General features: G+C 58.0%; 12 protein-coding genes. 7 read left to right on the top strand and 5 right to left on the bottom strand.

The window, feature by feature from the left end; translation table 11 throughout:
- Positions 1-278: 278 nt before the first annotated feature.
- Together RB602_RS07815 and RB602_RS07810 are read right to left on the bottom strand one after the other, a co-directional pair.
- The gene (locus RB602_RS07815; protein ID WP_317080001.1) at positions 279-1514 is read right to left on the bottom strand and encodes a pyridoxal-dependent decarboxylase, exosortase A system-associated; all 1236 of its coding nucleotides are present in this window, start codon (positions 1512-1514) and stop codon (positions 279-281) included.
- A complete protein-coding gene (locus tag RB602_RS07810) occupies positions 1511-3046 on the bottom strand; it encodes an acyl-CoA ligase (AMP-forming), exosortase A system-associated (RefSeq protein WP_317080000.1) in 1536 nt (511 codons plus the stop codon). The genes RB602_RS07815 and RB602_RS07810 overlap by 4 nt, the downstream gene beginning before the upstream one ends.
- Between RB602_RS07810 and RB602_RS07805 the strand changes: the two genes are divergently transcribed.
- From RB602_RS07805 to RB602_RS07790, 4 genes are read left to right on the top strand one after another with little or no spacing between them, the layout of a single operon-like run.
- A complete protein-coding gene (locus RB602_RS07805) occupies positions 3045-4160 on the top strand; it encodes a GNAT family N-acetyltransferase (protein WP_317079999.1) in 1116 nt (371 codons plus the stop codon). The genes RB602_RS07810 and RB602_RS07805 overlap by 2 nt on opposite strands.
- Positions 4161-4216: 56 nt before the next feature.
- Positions 4217-4510: an acyl carrier protein gene (locus RB602_RS07800; RefSeq protein ID WP_317079998.1), complete on the top strand. Its 294-nt coding sequence runs from the start codon at positions 4217-4219 to the stop codon at positions 4508-4510.
- 11 nt (positions 4511-4521) lie between these two features.
- On the top strand, positions 4522-5247 hold the full coding sequence (locus RB602_RS07795; RefSeq protein WP_317079997.1) for an alpha/beta hydrolase family protein: 726 nt from the start codon (positions 4522-4524) through the stop codon (positions 5245-5247).
- Complete coding sequence (locus tag RB602_RS07790) at positions 5247-6074, top strand: hydrolase 1, exosortase A system-associated (protein WP_317079996.1); 828 nt, start codon at positions 5247-5249, stop codon at positions 6072-6074. The genes RB602_RS07795 and RB602_RS07790 overlap by 1 nt, the downstream gene beginning before the upstream one ends.
- Before the next feature lie 122 nt (positions 6075-6196).
- On the opposite strand, the gene trxB is transcribed toward RB602_RS07790, so the two are convergent.
- Positions 6197-7159, bottom strand: coding sequence for a thioredoxin-disulfide reductase (gene trxB / locus RB602_RS07785; RefSeq protein ID WP_317079995.1), 963 nt, complete (start codon positions 7157-7159; stop codon positions 6197-6199).
- A gap of 161 nt (positions 7160-7320) precedes the next feature.
- Here trxB and RB602_RS07780 point away from each other — a divergent pair, with 161 nt between their 5' ends.
- The 3 genes from RB602_RS07780 (at position 7321) to RB602_RS07770 (ending at position 10249) form a co-directional block, all read left to right on the top strand.
- Positions 7321-8361 carry a type III polyketide synthase gene (locus RB602_RS07780; protein ID WP_317079994.1) on the top strand — a complete coding sequence of 347 codons (1041 nt, stop codon included), beginning with the start codon at positions 7321-7323 and terminating at the stop codon, positions 8359-8361.
- A complete protein-coding gene (locus tag RB602_RS07775) occupies positions 8358-8915 on the top strand; it encodes an isoprenylcysteine carboxyl methyltransferase family protein (protein ID WP_317079993.1) in 558 nt (185 codons plus the stop codon). The genes RB602_RS07780 and RB602_RS07775 overlap by 4 nt, the downstream gene beginning before the upstream one ends.
- 80 nt (positions 8916-8995) lie before the next feature.
- Positions 8996-10249, top strand: a complete 1254-nt coding sequence (locus tag RB602_RS07770) for a hypothetical protein (RefSeq protein WP_317079992.1) — start codon at positions 8996-8998, stop codon at positions 10247-10249.
- Positions 10250-10268: 19 nt separating this feature from the next.
- On the opposite strand, the gene RB602_RS07765 is transcribed toward RB602_RS07770, so the two are convergent.
- Entirely contained in the window at positions 10269-10991 is a 723-nt protein-coding gene (locus tag RB602_RS07765; protein ID WP_317079991.1) for an energy-coupling factor transporter transmembrane component T family protein, read from the bottom strand.
- On the bottom strand, positions 10988-13201 hold the full coding sequence (locus RB602_RS07760) for an ATP-binding cassette domain-containing protein (RefSeq protein ID WP_317079990.1): 2214 nt from the start codon (positions 13199-13201) through the stop codon (positions 10988-10990). The genes RB602_RS07765 and RB602_RS07760 overlap by 4 nt, the downstream gene beginning before the upstream one ends.
- Positions 13202-13258: the final 57 nt, after the last annotated feature.

Raw genomic sequence — 13258 nt, 5'->3', positions numbered from 1 at the left:
CAGAAACGGTCCAATGCGGATCATGCTACCTATGCTCGAAAAGGGTGAACATAGCGTTAGGATTGCGTTGAAAAGCCCGGCTAACCAATGATTGTGCCATAATGGGCCATATTACATCGCATATGGGCTGATTAGCAGAAGAGTTGCAGGTGTCGCGAGTCTTTACAGTTCAGAAACGATGATTTTGCATTGCCGCAATATGCGTTTGCAGAGAGAAATATTGTGTTAAATGTGACGGTTAATTCGCAATACTGCGATTATTCTTGTGTAAAACAGGATCAGACCAACCGTTCTTGTGCAGCGCCATGGCCGAGAAAATTTACAGGACTCGCACTCGCACCATAGGCTCCAGCGCAGAAAATCACGACCAGATCACCCGATTCTGCGCGCGGCAGCGAGACAGAATCAGCTAGTCGGTCCAGGGGTGTGCACAGGCACCCAACGACCGAGACAATCTCTTCCCCCCGATCCCGATTGGCCGCCATAGCGACCGGATAGTTGCGGCGGACGACCGTGCCGAAATTGCCGCTCGCGGCGAGCTGGTGGTGCAGGCCGCCATCACAGGTCAGGAATATCTCGCCATGGCTTTCCTTGCGATCGATAATGCGGGTGACATAAATCCCCGCCTCTCCCACCAGATAGCGGCCTAGTTCGATGGCGAAATCGCATGTCTTCAGACTGTCAGGCAGCTTGGCAAATTGCTCGTCCAAGGCTTCACCAATGGACTGAATATCGAGTGGTATCTCTTTGGGGAAATAGGGAATTCCAAAGCCGCCACCGAGATTGCAATGCGGCAGTGCAATCCCGACAGCATCGGACAGTTCGGCTGCCAGCCTTAACGTATTCGCCTGCGCGTCAATCAGGGCTTGCGCATCCAGCGCCTGCGATCCGGCATAGATATGCAGGCCGCGATACTCGGCTCCGGCATCAATTATGCGGCGGATCAAGGCAGGTACTCGCGCCTGATCAACACCGAATGCCTTTGCGCCGCCACCCATGCGCATGCCCGAGCCTTTAAGTTCAAAATCGGGATTCACGCGAACAGCGAGACGCGGGGTTTTGCCCAGCCTTTCGGCGATCGTGAGTGCGCGTTCCGCCTCACCTTCAGACTCGAGGTTTAGCGTAACACCTTGAGAAATCGCCGCTTCCAGATCGGCATTGCGCTTGGCAGGGCCAGCAAAGCTGATACGGTCCGTGGTTGCCCCCGCCGCCATCGCCATCGCCAATTCGCCCGCCGAGGCGATATCGATGCCATCGCTGATCTCGGTCATCAATTTGAGCAGAGGCGCAAAAGGATTGGCCTTCATCGCATAGTGAATCGCCAACCGGTTGGGCATCGCCGCGCGCAGATCCGCCATGCGTTGGCGCAGCAGATCGGCGCTGTAGAGGAAGAACGGTGTCGTGCCGATTTCTTCGGCCCAATCTTGAACAGTCTGGCCACCGATAAGGACATCCTCGCCGCCATTGGCGAAACCTTCAGGAATCAGTCCAAAGGGCTTGGCTTTGCGGGTCATGATACGGGTTCTCCGGCGGCAACAAACTCAGCCTTTAGCCGCACCCGATCAATCTTGCCATTGGCATTGCGCGGTAATGCGTCGTGCAACACGATCTGCTGTGGCAGCATATAGTTCGGCACCAACGGTTTCATCATATGGAGAATCGTTTCGCTATCGGCATCATCAGAGGGTCGCGCAATCACGATAATCGCCTGCCCCAAAGCGTCATCCGCGACGCCAAAGGCCACAGCTTCGGCGACCAAACCGGTGGCTATTACCGCCTCCTCAATCTCATTGGGAGAAACCCGATTGCCGCTGGTTTTGATCATCGCATCATCACGGCCGACAAAATAGAGTAGCCCGTCACTCTCGCGCCGCACCGTATCGCCTGACCAGACCGCCATTCCGCCGTAATGCGACCCTTTCGGCGCTGGGCGGAAGCGCTTTGCGGTGGGTACTGCATCCTGCCAATAGCCTTGTGCCACCAGCGGACCGCAATGCACCAGTTCGCCCTCGCCTTCTCCGCTGATCACCGCATCATCCTGATCCACCAGCAAAATCTCGGCAAAAGGGATGGCGCGGCCCATGGAGGTCGGGTGACTATCAATCAACGCCGGATCAAGAAAAGTCGAGCGGAAGGCTTCGGTCAAACCATACATCGCAACCAGATCGGCATTGGCAGCAAGGCCGCGCAATCGGCGCACCAAAGGCTCGGTAAGCGCGCCGCCGCTATTGGTCATCCGCCGCAGATGCGCCGTCGCCTGCTCCGGCCAGTCCAATTCGGCCAGTTGCAACCAGAGCGGCGGCACAGCAGCCAGCGTGGTTATCTCGTCCCGTGCCATGGCTTTGAGAACATCGCGCGGCATCAGATAGTCGAGCGGATAGCAGCATCCCCCGGCATACCAGGTAGAAAACAGCTGATTCTGGCCATAATCAAAGCTGAGCGGCAGGACGCACAGGGTGCGGTCATCGGGCCACAGACCCAGATAGCGCGCCACCGAAACCGCGCCGAGCCACAAATTGGCATGGCTCAGCATCACACCCTTCGGCCGCCCGGTGGAACCGCTGGTATAAAGAATGGCTGCAAGGGCATCTGGCGATTGGTCTGAACCGGTAAGCCAATCGGCAGCGATATCGCCGCCCTCCTCCCAAATTGCAGCCAGCGCCTTGTCCTCATGGCGAACAAAATCCGTCGTCACATCATTCAGCAGACCCAGCCGCTGGCGATTGGCGATCAGCAGTTTTGCGCCGCTATCGGCCATGATATGCTGCGCCTGAGGCGCCTTGAGCAGTGGATTGATCGGTACATGCACCAACTCGGCCCGCGCCGCCGCCAAGGGCATAATGCAGGCAATATCCGTCTTGCCCAGCCATGTCGCCACCCGGTCGCCCGGCACCAAATCCTGACCGCGCAACCATTCCGCCAGAGCAGCGATACGCCAATTTAACGCTTCATAACTAATAGCCTGTTTACGAACCACCAGCGCCGGAACCTCTCCCGCGCCGCAAAAGGCCAAATGATCAATGGGTTTAGAGTCAGGGATTTCCATGCTGCGCAGCAAAGGCCTTTCTGATGATCTCTCGGCAGGTTATGCCCATGATATGCCGATAAAAGGTGAATATCACGATAGTTTTGCTGCTGTTCAAGATTTGGCCCGCCGCGAGCTGTCGCGTGACGCCATGGCAAACCTGTTCAATCGGCTGGAATGGCTGGAGGCTCTGCACAGCCATTGTCTGGCTGATCAGCGCCCGGCGATATTCCGTGCCAGCAATGATGACCCGGATAATCCAGCCTTTGCCTGGCTTTTCCTGATGCAAAATACCCTGCCCTGGCGATTGAAAGGCCTCACCAACTGGTACAGCTTTACCGGTGGACCGATTTTCGGGGAGCATTATGATGAAGTCACGCGCATGTCGCTGCTGCGTAGCATTGCGCGCATGGCGCGGCGCAAGGCCCACAAGATATCGCTGACGCAGATACCCGATGATCGAGGCGAAGCGACATCACTGCGCCGCGCATTCCAGCAAGAGGGCTGGCTGGCCAGCAGCGCACCATGCGATATGAACCATTATCTTCACATCAATGGCCGCAGCTTTGATGCATATTGGCAATCCCGCCCCGGTCAAATGCGTTCTACCGTCAAGCGCAAGGCCAAAAGCCATGCGATATCGGTGCGGATAGACCATGACGTTACCCCGGATAACTGGGCCGATTATGAGGCTATATACGCCAAAAGCTGGAAGCCCGAGGAAGGCAGCCCCGCCTTTATCCGTCATCTCGCCGAGAGCGAGGCAGCCCATGGCGCGTTGCGGCTGGGTTTTGCCTTTATGGACGGCGCGCCGGTGGCGGCGCAGCTGTGGACGGTAGATCATGGCATCGCGCTGATCCACAAGCTGGCTTATGTCAAAGAGGCGGAAAAAGCGTCGCCGGGAACGGTTTTGAGCGCCGCGATGTTCCAGCATGTGATAGATATCGACAAAGTGGTGACCATCGACTTCGGCACCGGCGATGATCGCTATAAGGCGGACTGGATGGAACAACAGCGCCCGCGCTATGCGCAGGATTTCTATTGGCCGCATTCGCCCTTATCCTGGCCCGATCTGATCGCCCGCGCCGGAAAGCGCACCATTTCCGATCTTGCCGCCAAGCGCCGGAAAGACTAGGGAGAGGCCCCTAGCCAGCGCCGGACGAGCGCGAACTCGCAATTTCGGGGGATTATATGGCCAGTGTCGCCGAAACAGTTTCCAGCCAGCCCGAGGCAGAAACCGACAAGGTTCTGCGCGCCATTTTGCGCGATATTTTGGGGCTGGAGCAGGATCGCGTTAACGCGTTTGACCGTGATACCGAGCTGTTCGGCGCGCTGCCTGAGCTTGATTCCATGGCGGTTGCTGGCCTGTTAACCGAGATGGAAGACCGTTTTGATATCGTCATAGAGGATGAGGATGTCGATGGCGAAGTCTTTGAGATTTACGGCAATCTGCTCGATTTTTCGGTTCAGAAAGTCGCAGGCTGAACGGCGGTCCTATGGCCGCTGATCCACATATTGCGAGTTATGACTATCAGGGCAGGCAGGAGCCGTGCCTTGCGATGCAGCCTGCGCATGGGGCGGATAGCGCGCAAAAGCTCTGTCTAATCCCACCGTTTTTTGCCGAGGCCAACCGGATGCGGCGGACGCTGGTGTCGGTGATGCGGCATCTGGCAACGTCACACGGCATTGCATCGATTATGCCCGATTTGCCGGGGACTCTTGAGAGTGAGGCCCCTTTAACGGAAACGACCCTAACCGATTGGCAACAGGCGCTGACCGCTGCTTGTCAGCAGCACGGTCCGATCAGCCATAGCGCCGCTTTTCGTGCCGGTGCAGTGCTGGATAGCACCCTGCCCCATGTAACAAGCTGGCGGCTATCGCCCATCCCTGCCGCGAAACAACTGCGGATGCTGGCACGCACCGAAATCGCTGCCTTGCGCGAGAAGGGCGAAGCTGTGCCTGCACTTACAGAGATGTTGGAGACAGCACGCAAAGATGGCGTGATGCTGGCCGGTTATGCACTGTCGGCGGATATGGTCGCGGCACCGATGGACCATAGCGACTTAGCTCATGCGGACCGCACCATCAGTCTTTCCGAAGACGATGGTGACGCTGATGCAGTGCTGCAAGGCCCGCCGCTCTGGCTGCGTGCCGAACCGGGCGATGATCCTGAACTGGCGGTCGCTATCGCCGATGATATTGCCCGCTGGATGGCCGGATAATGCGCCGCCAGCTTTCCTTTCCCTGCAAAGGCGCAACGCTCTACGCAACGCTGGACCTGCCCGATAGCGGAGAGGCAACGACCGGCTTGTTGCTGGTCAGCGGCGGCAATGAAATCCGCAGCGGCGCCCATGCCGGACAAGCGCAACTCGCGGCAGCATTGACCAAGGCAGGCTATGCGGTGTTCCGCTATGATCGGCGCGGCGTAGGTGACAGCAGTGGCGATAATCAGGGTTTTTTATCGAGCGAACCCGATATGGCCGCCGCGTTGCACTGCTTTCGCGAACAGGTGCCCTCACTGGCCAAGATCGCAGGCTTTGGCAATTGCGATGCCGCCACGGCGCTAACGCTGTTCCATCAGCGATTGGGATTGGATGCCCTGATCCTTGCCAATCCGTGGACTTTTGAAAATGAGCAAGCCGAGGATGATCTGCCACCGCCACAGGCGATCCGGTCGCGCTATCTTGATCGGCTGAAAGACCCGAAAGCGCTTAAGCGGCTGGTAACGGGCGATGTTGACCTCGGCAAACTCGCCAAAGGCCTGAAACGCGCCAGCAAAGGCGACCCGAACCTGCCCGCGCCCTTTGCGCAACGTCTAGGCGCAGCGCTCGCCGCCAGCGCTATCCCGGTTACGATCTTGCTGGCCGAACAGGATCGCACAGCACAGCAATTTATCGCCGAATGGCAGGGCGCGGCTTTTGCGGCCTGTCACGATCATCCGGATATTTGTATGGAGGGGCTGGCCAGTGGGTCGCATAGCTTTGCAGATGTGGCTGCGAAGGCTTGGCTGGAACGACGCATTCTTGAGTGTTTGCGCGCAGTTTCCTGAGCGCAATTCCCCTCCACTCGTCATTGCGAGCGTAGCGAAGCAATCCAGTGCGTCTTGCGCTGGCTCTGGATTGCCGCGTCGCTTCGCTCCTCGCAATGACGATTAAACTGCGGCGGTTTGCCTCAAGCCGCCGCTTTGGCAAAATCCTCTTCCGCCAGGAACCGCTCGGCATCCAGCGCCGCCATACAGCCGGTGCCGGCTGCGGTGACCGCTTGGCGATAGACATGATCCATCACATCGCCACAGGCAAAGACGCCCGGAATAACCGTTTTCGGCGTACCTGCCTCGACCGGAATATAACCGCCGCCGTCAAGCTCCAGATGACCTTTGAACAGCTCGGTCGCCGGGGCATGGCCGATAGCGACAAAAGCGCCATCTGCTGGCTCATGAGAGGTTGCGCCCGTTACGGTGTCTTTCAGATCCACGCCGACCAGCCCTTCTGGATCACCCCCGCCGACAAAGCGTTCAACGGTCTTGTTCCACAGCACTGTAATCTTAGGATTGGCGAACAGCCTATCCTGCAAAATCTTTTCAGCACGCAGGGAATCGCGGCGGTGGATCAGGGTCACATCGTCGCTATGATTGGTCATATATAGCGCTTCCTCGACCGCGGTATTGCCGCCGCCGATGACGACAACCTTTTTGCCGCGATAGAAAAAGCCGTCACAGGTGGCGCAGGCAGAAACGCCCTTGCCGCCCAGCGCTTCCTCGCCCTCAACGCCCAGCCATTTGGCCTGCGCGCCGGTGGCGATGACCAGCGTATCGCCTTCATAGATATCGCCACTATCTCCGGTCATGCGGAAGGGGCGGCGCGACAGATCGACATCGACAATCGTGTCAAAAATGGTGCGGGTGCCGACATGTTCGGCTTGGGCGGTCATCTCTTCCATCAGCCAAGGCCCCTGAATGACATCGCGGAAACCTGGATAATTCTCGACATCGGTGGTGATGGTCAGCTGACCACCAGGCTGCAAGCCCTGCACCACAATCGGCTCCAGACCGGCGCGCGCGCCATAAATGGCGGCAGAGAGGCCAGCCGGACCCGATCCCAATATCAGCATGCGTGTTTTATGAACTGTGCTCATTGCCTGTTCCATATTTTGAGATTTGTGCTTTGGGTAAAGAGTGGCGATGGCATGGGCAAGGTGCAAGCCGATGCCCTTCAACATATTCTTTCAGCACGTCATGAGCGGCTTTATGCGTAACACTCCTTGTTTTTGCGCAGTGCACAACGCATCTACTCATAATGTCGGTGTCCGCGTATATCCATTCGATCGCCACAGCAGTGCCGGAATATCGGATTTCTCAGGATGAGGTGGTGTCGCGGCTTTCGGCGCGGATGCCAAATGGAATGCCGGACAAACTGGCCGGGGTTTATGCCAGCGCCGGAATTGACAACCGCCATATAGCCCAGCCTGCCGATAGCTACATGGAACCTGCGCAATGGCCGGAGCGCAATGCGATTTATCTGGAGGAAGCCGAGCGCTTGATGGCGCGGTTGGCCGAGGATGCTCTCGCCGCTTCTGGCCATAACGCCGATACCGTGGATATCATCGTCTGCATTTCGTCCACCGGCATTGCCACGCCTTCCATCCCGACGCAGATGCTGAAAAGCCAGGGCTTTCGCGAGGATGTCGAGACGGTGCCGCTATTCGGTTATGGCTGTGCGGGTGGTGTCTTGGGACTTCAAGTGGCGCGCGATCTGGCCTGTGCGCGGCCCGAGGCGACCATCTTGCTGTTCTGCGTAGAATTGTGTTCACTCACCTTCCGCATGGGCGATTTCACCAAAAAGGGCATTGTCTCCACCGCGCTGTTTGCCGATGGCGGCAGTGCGATGGTGATCAGCGCCAAGGGAGATGGCCCGCGAATCGGTGCCTCGGCTCAGAAGACCTGGCCGGATACCCGCGATATGATGGGCTGGGATATTGACGAGGCAGGCCTTGGCCTCATTCTGGCGCGCGATATTCCCTCCTTTGTCACCCGCGAATTTGCGCCGGTACTGGATGGTTTTCTGGAACGTGAGGGTTTGGAAAAGTCCGCGCTGCGCCAGCCTGCCTGTCATCCCGGCGGACGCAAGGTGATCGAGGCGCTGGAGCGGTATTTCGATCATTTACCCGAAGGCTTACCCGCCACTCGGGAAGTGCTGCGCGGTTATGGCAATATGTCCTCGCCGACAGTGCATTTCGTGCTCAAACAGTTGCTCGAAAACGAACGCGATAACCGCCCGATATTGCTGACCGCTTTGGGTCCGGGATTTACCGGTGCGGTCGGGCTGGTGCATCCATGATGCAGTACAACCTTATTGACGCGATGCCGCCATCGCTGATCTGGGAACCACAATGGCCCGTCGCCGCTATTATCATCGGCCTGCTCATCGCGCAGCGGCTTGGCGAGCTCGTCTATGCCAAGCGCAATACCAAGGCCCTGCTGGCACGCGGGGCACAGGAATATGGCCGCTCGCATTATCCGCTAATGGTGGCGATCCACACCGCTTTCCTCGCGGCTTTGGTCTACGAAACCCTACCAAATTGGCCGATTATCTGGCCATTGGCGATCCTGTTTTTGGTGCTACAGGCAATGCGGCTCTGGGTGCTTGCTACGCTCGGCCCATATTGGACGACGCGGATTATCTCATCGCCCGATTTCCCGCGGATCAGCAGCGGCCCGTTTCGTTTTATCCCGCATCCCAATTACCTCGTTGTCACGCTCGAAATCGCCACCATCCCGCTGATTTTCGGCCATGTCTGGATCAGTGTGATCTTCTCGCTGCTCAACGCCGCGATCCTGTTCGTCCGCATCCGCATTGAGGCCGACATATTGACCGAGCGACAAGCGGGCTAAGCCAAAGCCATTACACCAATTTACTTTGTTCACCGACAATTTGCCCTAGGGCTGTAACACAGCATCCAAAGGGGAAATTCATGACCAGTCACCGCCATCTCTGCACCGTCCTGACACTGGCATTGGCCGCGACGGGTCTGTCACCCTTGGCTGCTCAGCCTGAGCCACAACTGGATGTGGAGCGTGCAGAAAGTCCGCAAAGACCAACGCCAATGGCACCGCCTGTGCGCGAGCGCGTGGACACCGGCGACAGCAGCATGCGGCCTGTTCAGGGTCCGGTGCGCAATCTCGATGGCGCTCCGGCTGATGTGCGCGTCTATCGTGGAACCTTGCAAAGCGAACGCGAGCGCTTTGCCGTGCGCCTCAATGCCGGCGAAGCGGTGCGCATCACAGTCAGCGCCGAGCCCGGCACCCGTATGGACCCGGTTCTCAAAGTCTATGACCGCGACACCAACCGTTTGCTCAAACAGGATGATGACAGCGGCGAAGGTTTGGCGGCGGAGGTCCATATCTATTCAGAACAGGGCCAAAATCTGCTGCTGCTGGTTTCTGCAGCGTCATCCTATTCGGGTAAACCCGCCTTTGAGGTCGCCCTGCGCCCCAGCCGATACCGCCCACAACCGCCGCGCAATATCGGCAATGGCGGCAGCTTTACCGGCGAAGTTCTGTCCAAGGAAGGCCATGAATTCCGCTTCATCGCCGAGCGCGGCGACCGCTGGGTGTTTTCATTGATGGCACCACGAAATAGCAGTCTGGACCCGATTGCCGCTATCTATCGCGGCACCGCTGTATCAGGCGATCCACTTGCTCAAGACGATGACAGCGGCGAGGGACGCAATGCGTTGCTGGAATTTATCGCGCCAAGCTCAGGTACCTATACACTGCTCGCCAAAGGGCATAGCAGCAGCAATGGTGCCTATCGGCTGGACGCCAATAAGCAGGGCCGCGAAGCTCTTCCCAAGCCGGTGTTGCTGAACTTTGGCGATGCTGTCCAAGGTCGCCTGGTCAGCGCCAATATGCCCGTTGTCTATCGCTTGTCAGACGCGACGATAAACGAGCTGCGGCGCAATCCGGGTAGAATAACCATCACCATGAACAAGGCCAGCTCCGACAGCTCTATCGATCCCAAGCTGGAACTGGGCTTTGATTATGGCACAGGCTTTGCGGTTATTGAGGCCGATGATGATGGCGGTGAAGGCGTTAATTCGCGCATCGAGACCGATCTTTCAGGTCTGGCCGAAGACCCGGAAATGCTCAACCGACTGCGCATCAAGGCTGGTGCGGTGGGCGGCGATGGCGGCTCCTATATTCTCACCCTGACCCGGCCGCGATAGGCTGGCCGAAACGCAGCGGTCACAGGATGATCGCGGCGATCAGGCTGGCCAAGCCGCAGCCAAGGACCAAGATATCGGCAATATCGAGCCTTTTTGCCGGGCGCTGAATGCTGTTCTGCGCGCTTGACCCGCGCGCCTCCAGCGCGGTCGCCATGGTGCCGCCGCGGCGGACTATGGTGATCAGCGCCGGGATGAACATGGTGAGCAGATTGCGCCCCGACACTATCGGTTGCCGCCAGCTGAGCTCCAGCCCCTTAAGCCGCATGGAATCATAGATGCGGCTCAAATCGGTGAAGCTTAAATAGACCAGCACAAAGGCATAGCCGACGACAAAGGCCAGTTGCTTTGGCAGGCCAATGCCGCGAAGGCCGGAGACCAGTTCATCGACATCCATGGTAGAGAACAGGCTGATCCCTATCAGTATCGCCGCGATCCAGCCAAAGCCCATATGCAGGCCGAAACGGAATTCGTCGTTAAAGGTGAATTCACTCCCCAGCATCGGTATAATCACCAGCCCGGTGACATTCGGTATCTGGATCATCAGCATCAGCAGCAGCCAGCCCACCGGGGCCTGCGCCGTCAGCGCGATAAAGAAACCGGCCAGCGAGGCCGCCGCCATCCAGCGCCAGTCGGGCGCGAGATAAATCAGCAGAATGAAGATAAAGAACAGCGCCCATTTGACGCGCGGATCACGACGGCGCCAGAAATTGTCCTTGCCCGTATGCAGCGTCGGCACCTTCATGATGATGCGCCCAACAGTTCAGCACGCGTCATCGCCTGTTGCCCGCGTTGCATGGCGATATCGGCGGCGTGAGGCCAATCCAGCCCGAACCGCGATATCTGGCTCAGGCGCGCCTCATAATCCTCTTCTGCGGTATGTAAAACGCCATCGGACAGGAAAACCAGCTGATCCGTCCATTCGCTCAATATGTCCATATCATGGTCGAGCAGCAGCACAGTGCCGCCATTATCGATAAAGCTGCGCAGCGCCTTGTGCATCAGCGCCAGTCCCTCGCTGTCGAGATTGCCCAATGCCTTGTCGAGAACCAGCAGCGGCGCCTGGCGCGGCAGCATGGCAGCAATCTGGACCCGCTTGGCGGTGCCAAATGGCAAGGTCAGCGGGTCTTGCGTCAGAACCTCGCCAAGCCCCAGCATCGCGGCATATTCGGCGACATGCGAGGCGATATAGGCCTCATCCATCTTGCCACCCCGCAAGGATCGACCGATCTCCTGCTTCACCGTCGGCTCGCTGAAAAAGGCAAAGGGTGAATGGATAACCGTTGCAACGTGATCCAACCTGTCGACCACCGACCAGTCGGTAAGGCTGTCGCCTGCTACTTTGATCTGACCGCTCTCAGGCTGCGCCAGTCCGGCGATCATCCGTGCCAGTTCAGATTTGCCTGAGTTATAAGCGCCCGCAATACCGGCAATGCTGCCGCTACGCACCACCAGACTGGCATCGCGCAGCACCGGATTTCCATCCTCATCATCCAGATGTATCTGCTGTAATTCCAGCATGGGTTTGCGCCCTGTGCCCATGCTGTTTTGCACTGGCGCGGCAGCGCTGGTTGTTTTGTCCGGTTCTGTAAGTTGCAGTGGCGACGCGATGCCAAATTCGGAGAGCCCGTCCGCATCGGACAATATCTCCGCCGCATGGCCCGTCGCGACAATCTTGCCCTGGTCCAAGATCGCCAGATAATCGCAAATCGCCAATTGCCGGTCGACATCATTATCGACCAGCAGCACTGCACCGCCTTTGCCGGTAATGCGGCTGATCTGTTTGCGGAGCAACATCTTGCCCGTCTTGTCGAGTTGCGCGGGTAACTCATCAAGGATCAGGATATTCGGATTATTTACCGTCGCCGCGACCAGCGACACCAGCGACTGTTTCTGTGCCGGCAATTCCCAGATATATTTGCGCGCTTCTTTCGCATTCACTCCGACTGCCGCTAGAGCATCGAGAGCCCGTTTCTCCATTTCTTCCGCCGACAAAGATGATCCGCCCAAAGCCGATGCAACTTCCATATAGGCGCGGGTCTGGGTCATCATCGCTGCGGCATCATCGGCGACATAGCCAATACGCAGCGCATCCGGCCCGGTTGCCGGTTGTATGATCTCGCCGGTCAGCTCGCCACCGGTAACCTTGGGCGCCAACCCTGCGAGAACCTTGCACAAGGTCGATTTACCCGCTTCGCTATGGCCGATCAGCCCGGTGACCTTGAACGGCAGCAAATCAATATCAGCGCCGGCCAGCACGCTGTCATCCTGCGCCGGATAGCGAAATTGCAGCGCCCTTGCGCTCAACAGAGCATCAGGATTGGCAGGCTCATCCGAGAATAATGGCGCCAGCGGCGTCTTCTGGTCTGCCACCCCCTTGGGCGCAAAGCCGAGAAAACGCTCAAACCGTCCATGCAGCGCAGGAACCAGAAACACTATCGGTATCGCGCCCCAGATCACGCCGTGCGTAATGGTGTTGCCAATGGTGCTCTGGATGACAATACCCATGCTCTCGGTGCCAAAGAACAAGAAGGACGACGCCTCAAACGCCGCTTGTACAAATGCCGCGACAATCGCGCCCAGCACCAGAAAGAACGGGCTGCGTGCGCGTTCGCCAATGACATAGCTGGCAATGGCAAAGCCCACCGCATAGCCAATAAAACCAATGGGATCGTCGAGCTCATAGCCCTCCATCATATCGCGCAGACCTTCGCCCAGCGCAGTCCCAAGTGCCACTGCGATACCGGGACGCCCTGCGGGGAGCAGTGCAGTCAGCACCAGCGGGATGAAAAAAGGCTTGCTATCAATATCGACGGGGATTTCCGGAATCGCCTCAAACGGCACAAGACCCAGAAAGAAGAGTACTGCCGTCACCCCTAAAATCATCACAAAACGCGAGTTGCTCAGCGGAGCCGAACCCTGATGGACATTTTGCGAGGGCGATTGGACAGTCATGCACTAGACTGTTCTCACGATCACATGACAGAAATATGAAGTTTTGTGCGATGCAAA

This window comes from Parasphingorhabdus sp. SCSIO 66989 (assembly GCF_032852305.1).
Taxonomy (GTDB): domain Bacteria; phylum Pseudomonadota; class Alphaproteobacteria; order Sphingomonadales; family Sphingomonadaceae; genus Alterisphingorhabdus; species Alterisphingorhabdus coralli.
Note: the sequence above shows the minus strand (reverse complement) of the source record. Positions and strands in the feature narration are given on the sequence as shown.

Excerpts from the sequence above, each read along its gene's own strand:
- RB602_RS07765 (WP_317079991.1), bottom strand. The coding sequence starts at position 10,991 with ATGAAGGTGCCGACGCTGCATACGGGCAAGGACAATTTCTGGCGCCGT.
- RB602_RS07795 (WP_317079997.1), top strand. The coding sequence starts at position 4,522 with ATGGCCGCTGATCCACATATTGCGAGTTATGACTATCAGGGCAGGCAG.
- RB602_RS07790 (WP_317079996.1), top strand. The coding sequence starts at position 5,247 with ATGCGCCGCCAGCTTTCCTTTCCCTGCAAAGGCGCAACGCTCTACGCA.
- RB602_RS07815 (WP_317080001.1), bottom strand. The coding sequence starts at position 1,514 with ATGACCCGCAAAGCCAAGCCCTTTGGACTGATTCCTGAAGGTTTCGCC.
- RB602_RS07810 (WP_317080000.1), bottom strand. The coding sequence starts at position 3,046 with ATGGAAATCCCTGACTCTAAACCCATTGATCATTTGGCCTTTTGCGGC.
- RB602_RS07770 (WP_317079992.1), top strand. The coding sequence starts at position 8,996 with ATGACCAGTCACCGCCATCTCTGCACCGTCCTGACACTGGCATTGGCC.
- RB602_RS07775 (WP_317079993.1), top strand. The coding sequence starts at position 8,358 with ATGATGCAGTACAACCTTATTGACGCGATGCCGCCATCGCTGATCTGG.
- RB602_RS07800 (WP_317079998.1), top strand. The coding sequence starts at position 4,217 with ATGGCCAGTGTCGCCGAAACAGTTTCCAGCCAGCCCGAGGCAGAAACC.
- trxB (WP_317079995.1), bottom strand. The coding sequence starts at position 7,159 with ATGAGCACAGTTCATAAAACACGCATGCTGATATTGGGATCGGGTCCG.
- RB602_RS07805 (WP_317079999.1), top strand. The coding sequence starts at position 3,045 with ATGCTGCGCAGCAAAGGCCTTTCTGATGATCTCTCGGCAGGTTATGCC.
- RB602_RS07760 (WP_317079990.1), bottom strand. The coding sequence starts at position 13,201 with ATGACTGTCCAATCGCCCTCGCAAAATGTCCATCAGGGTTCGGCTCCG.
- RB602_RS07780 (WP_317079994.1), top strand. The coding sequence starts at position 7,321 with ATGTCGGTGTCCGCGTATATCCATTCGATCGCCACAGCAGTGCCGGAA.